We start from the raw sequence: 5,957 nt of genomic DNA, 5'->3' as shown, positions 1-5,957 counted from the left end.
AACCACTTCCGAATACACGCCAAACGCCGGCAGCACCAGGATGTAGACCTCGGGGTGGCCCCAGATCCAGATCAGGTTCACGTACATCATGACGTTGCCGCCCATGTCGTTCGTGAAGAAGTGCGTGCCCAGGTAGCGGTCCATCGTCAGCAGCGCGAGCGTGGCGGCCAGCACCGGGAAGGCGGCGACGATCAGGACGTTGGTGACCAGCGAGGTCCAGGTGAAGATCGGCATCTTCATCAGGCCCATGCCCGGCGCGCGCATGCGCAGGATGGTCACGATGAAGTTGATGCCGCTAAGCGTGGTGCCCAGCCCGGATATCTGCAGCGCCCAGATGTAGTAGTCCACCCCCACGCTTGGACTGTAGTCCAGCCCGGAGAGCGGCGGATAGGCGAGCCAGCCGGTCGCGGCGAATTCGCCCACGAACAGCGAGACCATCATCAGCGCGACGCCGGCGCCGAACAGCCAGAAGCTCAGCGAGTTCAGGAACGGGTAGGCCACGTCGCGGGCGCCGATCTGCAGCGGCACCACGATGTTCATCAGCCCGGTGATGAAGGGCATCGCCATGAAGAAAATCATGATGACGCCGTGGGCGGTGAAGATCTGGTCGTAGTGATGGGGTGGCAGGAAGCCGGCCGAGTCGGAGGATGCGACCGCCAGCTGGGTACGCATCATGATGGCGTCGGCGAAGCCGCGCAGCAGCATGATCAGGGCGACGATGATGTACATCACGCCGATGCGCTTGTGGTCGACCGAGGTCAGCCATTCCGTCCAGAGATACTTCCACTTCTGGAAGTAGGTGATGGCGCCGAAGACCGCTAGGCCTCCCAGGCACACGGCGGCCAGCGTAACCATGACAATGGGTTCATGGTACGGAATGGCCTCGAGGGTGAGTTTCCCGAGCATTGTTAGTTAATTCCTGCGATCAGATTGTTCGACGTGGGGGTGCACGTGGCGGAGTCCACGCCGGCCATCTTGGTCATGGTGCTGCCAAGAATGAAATCAAACATGGCGGGGGGCGCCGACGAATACTTGACGACCGGATTGCGCTCGCTGCGCTTGGCCAGTTCCGCGTAGACCTCGGGGGTCAGCGCGGTCGGGGCAGCCTTGGCATCCTTGACCCAGTTGTCGAACCCTTCCTGAGACATCGCGATGGCCTTGAAGCGCATGCCGGAGAAGCCGGCGCCGCTGTAGTTGGCCGAGATGCCCGCATAGGTGCCGGCTTCGCGCGCGTTCAGGTGCAGCTTGGTCTCCATGCCCGCCATCGAGTAGATCTGGCTGCCCAGCTGGGGGATGAAGAACGAGTTCATGACCGTGGCCGAGGTGATCCGGAAGTTGACCGGAACATCGACCGGGAAGGCGATCTCGTTGACCGTGGCGATGTCGTACTCGGGATAGATGAACAGCCACTTCCAATCCAGGGAAACCACCTCGATGGTCACCGGCTTGTGTTCGGACACGAGCGGCTTGTAGGGATCCAGCGCGTGCGTCGAGCGCCAGGTGATCACGGCCAGGATGGCCACGATGATACAAGGGACGGTCCAGACCACGACTTCGATTGCCGTGGAGTGGGCCCACTTGGGCTGGTAGTCAGCTTTGGTGTTGGATGCGCGGTATTTCCAGGCAAAGACCAGGATCATGACGATGACCGGAATCACGACGATGAGCATGAGCCCGGTCGTCGTGAACAGCAAAGTCCTTTCCTGGATGCCGATATCTCCCTTGGGGGAGAGGATTTCCATGTTGCAGCCGCCAAGCAGCATGACCGCGCCGACGCTGAGAATGCGCGTAAGGGTCGCAAGGAGGGGGTGTTTCACGTACAGCCTTGGATGGAAGGTGGGAAATGCTGCAAAGCAGCAGACTGGAATGCTGCTAGGCAGCAAGGTCCATCCTATCGGCTTGATATGGGTCAAGCCTGCGACGAATGGTCGCATTGCCTGGGAGGATTCCGCCCCAAGGGGAGCAGATTCAGGGTTTTCCTAGGAGGGCAGGGGCATGTCCCCGGGTTCCAGGGTGCGACGATATGTCGCACCACCGCATCTGGGCGATGCGACGTTTTGTCGCATCCGCACAAATCAGTCCACGAGCACTTCGCGTTCCGGCCCCGGTTTCTTGGCCAGTTTGCGCTGCAGGGAGCGCCGGTGCATGCCCAAGAGGCGCGCCGCGGCCGAAACATTGCCGCCGGTTTCGTGCAGGGCCTGGTGGATGTGCTCCCATTCTAGGCGGTGCAAGGGCGTCATGGTCGTTTCGATCGTAACGTTTTCCGGCTTTACCAGGCCCAGCGTGCGCAGGATCATGGGCGCCGTGGCGGGCTTGGGCAGGTAGTCGTCCGCGCCGCGCTTGATGGCTTCGACGGCGGTGGCCACGCTGGCGTAGCCGGTGACCAGCAGGATCCGCATGTCGGCGCGCAGGGCGCGCAGCGGACGGATCAGGGTCAGGCCGGAGTCTTCGCCCAGGCGCAGGTCGACCAGGGCGAAGGCGGGGCGGATTTCCTCGGCCACGCGCAGCGCCTCGGCGATGCCGGTGGCGGTTCGGGTTTCCAGGCCGCGGCGCGACAGGCTGCGCTGCAGGGTGCGCACATACAGTTCGTCGTCGTCGATCAGCAGGCCAAGATCGGTTGGGTTCATTGCACTCAAGTCCCGGTACTCCCCAGAGGGAGGTAAAAACGGATACGCGTGCCGCCTTCTTCGGCGGCGGTCATGGTCATTTCGCCGCCCATCTGTTCGACCGTGGCGTGCGACAGCGCCAGGCCCACGCCCAGCCCTCCCGGCTTGCCGCTGTTGAACAGGCTGGTCGCCGGCAACAGGGTCTGGTCGGGGTCGAAACCCCGCCCGTAGTCCCTGACTTCGCCGCGCAGGGCGCCATAACCGTATTCCAGATGCAGGTCCACGCGCGGCACGTCGGCGGCTTCGCCAGCGTCGGCCGCATTGTTCAGCAGGGCCTGCAGCAGATGGGCGATGGCCGGATCGACCCGCAGGCTGCCGGGCAGGGCGCCCGAGCGCTGCAGATCGATGGTCGGCCGGATCAAACGCCATTGCCCCACCACGCGGACCAGGTCCACCGCGGTTGGGACCGCCAGATTGCGGATACGTTCCCGGCACAGGGCCAGCAGCTGGCTGAGGGTGGAGACGTCGGCGCGCAGGTCCTCGTCCTTGACCTCGGCGGCGATCTCGTCGGCCAGCAGGGTCATGGTCGCCAGCGGCGTGTTCAGTTCGTGCGCCATCGCCGCGGCGTGGGTGGCCAGGGCGACGATGCCTTCGTTGCGGGTGAAGCGTTCGCGCAGCCGCGCCAGCTCGCGCTCGCGGTCGCGCAGGTCCGAGGCCAGGCGGGTCGAAAACACCAGCACCACCACCACGGAAATCAGGAAGTTGGCGCCCATGCCCCAGAGCAGCAGCGTATGGGTGTCGACGTCGCCGCGCAGGGGCTGGCCGAAGATCGCGGCCACGGTGTAACCCGAGATGCCCGCCACCGCGGCGGCCAGGGCCCAGTTGCGCGGCAGCGCCAGGGCCGCCAGCGCCGTCAGGATCAGGAACATCATGCCGAACGGATTGCTGATGCCGCCGCTCCAGCCCACCATCCAGGCCAGCACCGCCATGTCCACGAACAGATGGCCGAAGGCGGTGGCGTGGGACAGGTCGCGGCGGTGGCGCAGGCGCAGGCTGGCGTAGACGTTGAAGCCGATCAGCACGCCGACGCCGATCCACAGGGGTTCGAGCGGCAGGGCCAGGCCCAGGACGCTGCTGGCCAGCAGAATGGTGGCGGCCTGGCCCGCGATGGCGAGCCAGCGCAGGCTGCAGAGGGTACGCAGGAATGAAAAGGCGGAACTACCGGGCATATCCAGACACAGAGGTGCCGGCAGGCTGCCGGCGGGTACGGGCGCCCGGCTGCGCGGAACGCTGGCATCCGGGGCTCGGCGGCGGAGGCCGGCTGCCGCCGCGCCTGGGGGGAGGCCGACGGTGGATGTGCTGGCATTGTATGGCGAATCAGGAGGCGCCGCCGGTCAGCGGGCGTTTGATGTGTCCCTTATACTCTCGCCAACTGCCGGGGCCTGCCGCCGCCCCGGCCTCTGTATTAATGAATGTCAGAGGTGCCGCTGTGGGCCATCGCCGGGGGAGGGTAGTCTTCCTGATCGGATGCCATCTGCCCCTGGATCTGTGCCTGCTGCAGTTCCTGATCCACCTGGGCGCGGGTTTCGCTCTGGCGGGAAACGACGGGAGGCGGATAGTCTTCCTGGCCGAACGAGTATTGGCCGCTGGCCTTGGACTGGGCCAGCTCGGTGCTGACCTGGTCCGCCGTCTTGGCGGCGGGGGCGGCGTAGGTCACCCGCCAGTCGCCGTAGAGATCGCGGGAATACTGCGTGGTCTGGGCCTGGACGGCCCCGGCGGCGGCCAAGCCGGCGCATAGCAATAAGGTCCTGCTGAGGGTCTTCATGAAACGCTCCTGGCAATCAAAGCTTGCGGCCGTTGCGGGCCGCGCCTACGTCCGCGCTGCTGCCTGCGGACGATTCCTGGATGCGGGAAAGCCTGGCCGGGCGCGCCGCGATGGCGCGCGCCGGACCTTTTCAATTCGACCCGGCGCGCAGCGCGGCGTTGCACGCAGGACGGCCGTGTTGCAAGGAAGCTGTTTCAGCCATGCAGTACAGCTGTCAAGCCACTTTCATGGGGACGTTGCGGGCTGCGCGTCAGTGGCCGTGACCGGCGGCGGGAGCGGCTGCGGCGTTCAGCGGACGCGCCACTGCGTCTACCGGCACGCGGCGTTGGCGCTTGTCGGCGTCCTCGACGATGAGCGTCAGGGCGACGTGGTCGCCCGGCGAAATCTGGCCGGCCAGATCGATCAGCATCACGTGGTAGCCGCCGGGTTTGAGCTCCACGGCCTGGCCCGCCGGCAGGGCGATGCCTGGTACCTGCCGCATCCTCATGACGTTGTCCTGCATCGCCATTTCATGGATTTCCACATGCTTGGCGGCCTGCGATTCCACGCCGACCAGGCGGCTGGCGTCGGCGGCGGTCAGGCGCATGAAGACGCCGGTGGCGTGCTGGCTGGGCACGGTGGAGCGCACCCAGGCGTCGTCCACCTTCAGGGCGGCGTCCTGGGCGAGCGCGGCGGGGTGGGCGCCCGCCAGGGCGCAGACGGCGAAGGCGGCGGCCGCCAGGGACTTGATCGCGGATTTTTTCATGATGGTTGCCTCTCTATATAGGTTCGGGTCAGAGCACGGTGCGCAGGTCGTCCACGCATTCCTGTGCGCTTTGCTGGTGGCGCAGGGCGATGCGCAGCTTGCCGCTGGCGTCGATGACGTAGGTCAGCGCGGTGTGGTCCATGGTGTAGGACGAGCCGGTCGCGACCTTCTGGTAGAAGACCTTGAACGACTGGGCCGCGGCGCGCGTCTGCTCGGCATTGCCGCGCAGGCCGACGAAGTCCGGATCGAAGGCCTGGGTATAGGCGCGCAGGATCTCCGGCGTGTCGCGCTCGGGGTCGACGGTGATGAAGAGGACGCGCAGCTTCTTGGCATCCGGGCCCAGCAGGCTCTTGATCTCGACGGCGCGGGTCAGCGCCGTGGGGCAGATGTCCGGGCATTGCGTGAAGCCGAAGAACAGCATGACCGGCTGGCCGGCGTAGTCGGCCAGCTTGCGTTCGCGGCCCTCGGTGTCTTGCAGCTGGAAGTCGCCGGCCGGCATGCCGGAAAGATCCATGCCGTGCAGCTTGGGCGCATCGGGGCCGCAGCCCGCCAGGGCCAGCAGGGCGAAAGAGGACAGCAGCAGGCGGCGCCGCGGATCGGGCGCGTGGGAGCGCGCCGCGCCAGAGGGCGCGCGCAGAAGGGGGGAATGCATGAAAACCTCGTCGGTTGACGGTTCGTCCAGGGGCGCGGCGGAGCCGCGCGTTCAGGCGGAGTCAGGCGAGGAGTGGCGGGGCACGGGAACCGAGAGGCGGACCCGAGGCGGTCTGCGCCGGTGGCGCAT

7 protein-coding genes are annotated in these 5,957 nt (G+C 66.2%); all 7 read right to left on the bottom strand.

What is annotated here, in order from left to right:
* A partial coding sequence (locus VIR09_RS06550; protein ID WP_332012136.1) for a cbb3-type cytochrome c oxidase subunit I occupies window positions 1–906 on the bottom strand: 906 nt, incomplete at its 3' end.
* A gap of 2 nt (window positions 907–908) precedes the next feature.
* On the bottom strand, window positions 909–1,817 hold the full coding sequence (gene cyoA / locus VIR09_RS06545) for a ubiquinol oxidase subunit II (RefSeq protein ID WP_332012135.1): 909 nt from the start codon (window positions 1,815–1,817) through the stop codon (window positions 909–911).
* 258 nt (window positions 1,818–2,075) lie between these two features.
* A complete protein-coding gene (locus tag VIR09_RS06540) occupies window positions 2,076–2,627 on the bottom strand; it encodes a response regulator transcription factor (RefSeq protein ID WP_013395889.1) in 552 nt (183 codons plus the stop codon).
* Window positions 2,628–2,632: 5 nt separating this feature from the next.
* Window positions 2,633–3,835, bottom strand: coding sequence for an ATP-binding protein (locus VIR09_RS06535; protein ID WP_332012134.1), 1,203 nt, complete (start codon window positions 3,833–3,835; stop codon window positions 2,633–2,635).
* 236 nt (window positions 3,836–4,071) lie between these two features.
* On the bottom strand, window positions 4,072–4,431 hold the full coding sequence (locus tag VIR09_RS06530) for a DUF4148 domain-containing protein (protein WP_332012133.1): 360 nt from the start codon (window positions 4,429–4,431) through the stop codon (window positions 4,072–4,074).
* Between the two features lie 250 nt (window positions 4,432–4,681).
* The gene (locus VIR09_RS06525; protein WP_332012132.1) at window positions 4,682–5,176 is read right to left on the bottom strand and encodes a copper chaperone PCu(A)C; all 495 of its coding nucleotides are present in this window, start codon (window positions 5,174–5,176) and stop codon (window positions 4,682–4,684) included.
* A gap of 28 nt (window positions 5,177–5,204) precedes the next feature.
* The gene (locus VIR09_RS06520; protein WP_332012131.1) at window positions 5,205–5,828 is read right to left on the bottom strand and encodes an SCO family protein; all 624 of its coding nucleotides are present in this window, start codon (window positions 5,826–5,828) and stop codon (window positions 5,205–5,207) included.
* Window positions 5,829–5,957 lie beyond the last annotated feature (129 nt).

The sequence above is a fragment of the Achromobacter sp. genome (assembly GCF_036567245.1).
Lineage (GTDB): Bacteria > Pseudomonadota > Gammaproteobacteria > Burkholderiales > Burkholderiaceae_B > Achromobacter.
Note: the sequence above shows the minus strand (reverse complement) of the source record. Positions and strands in the feature narration are given on the sequence as shown.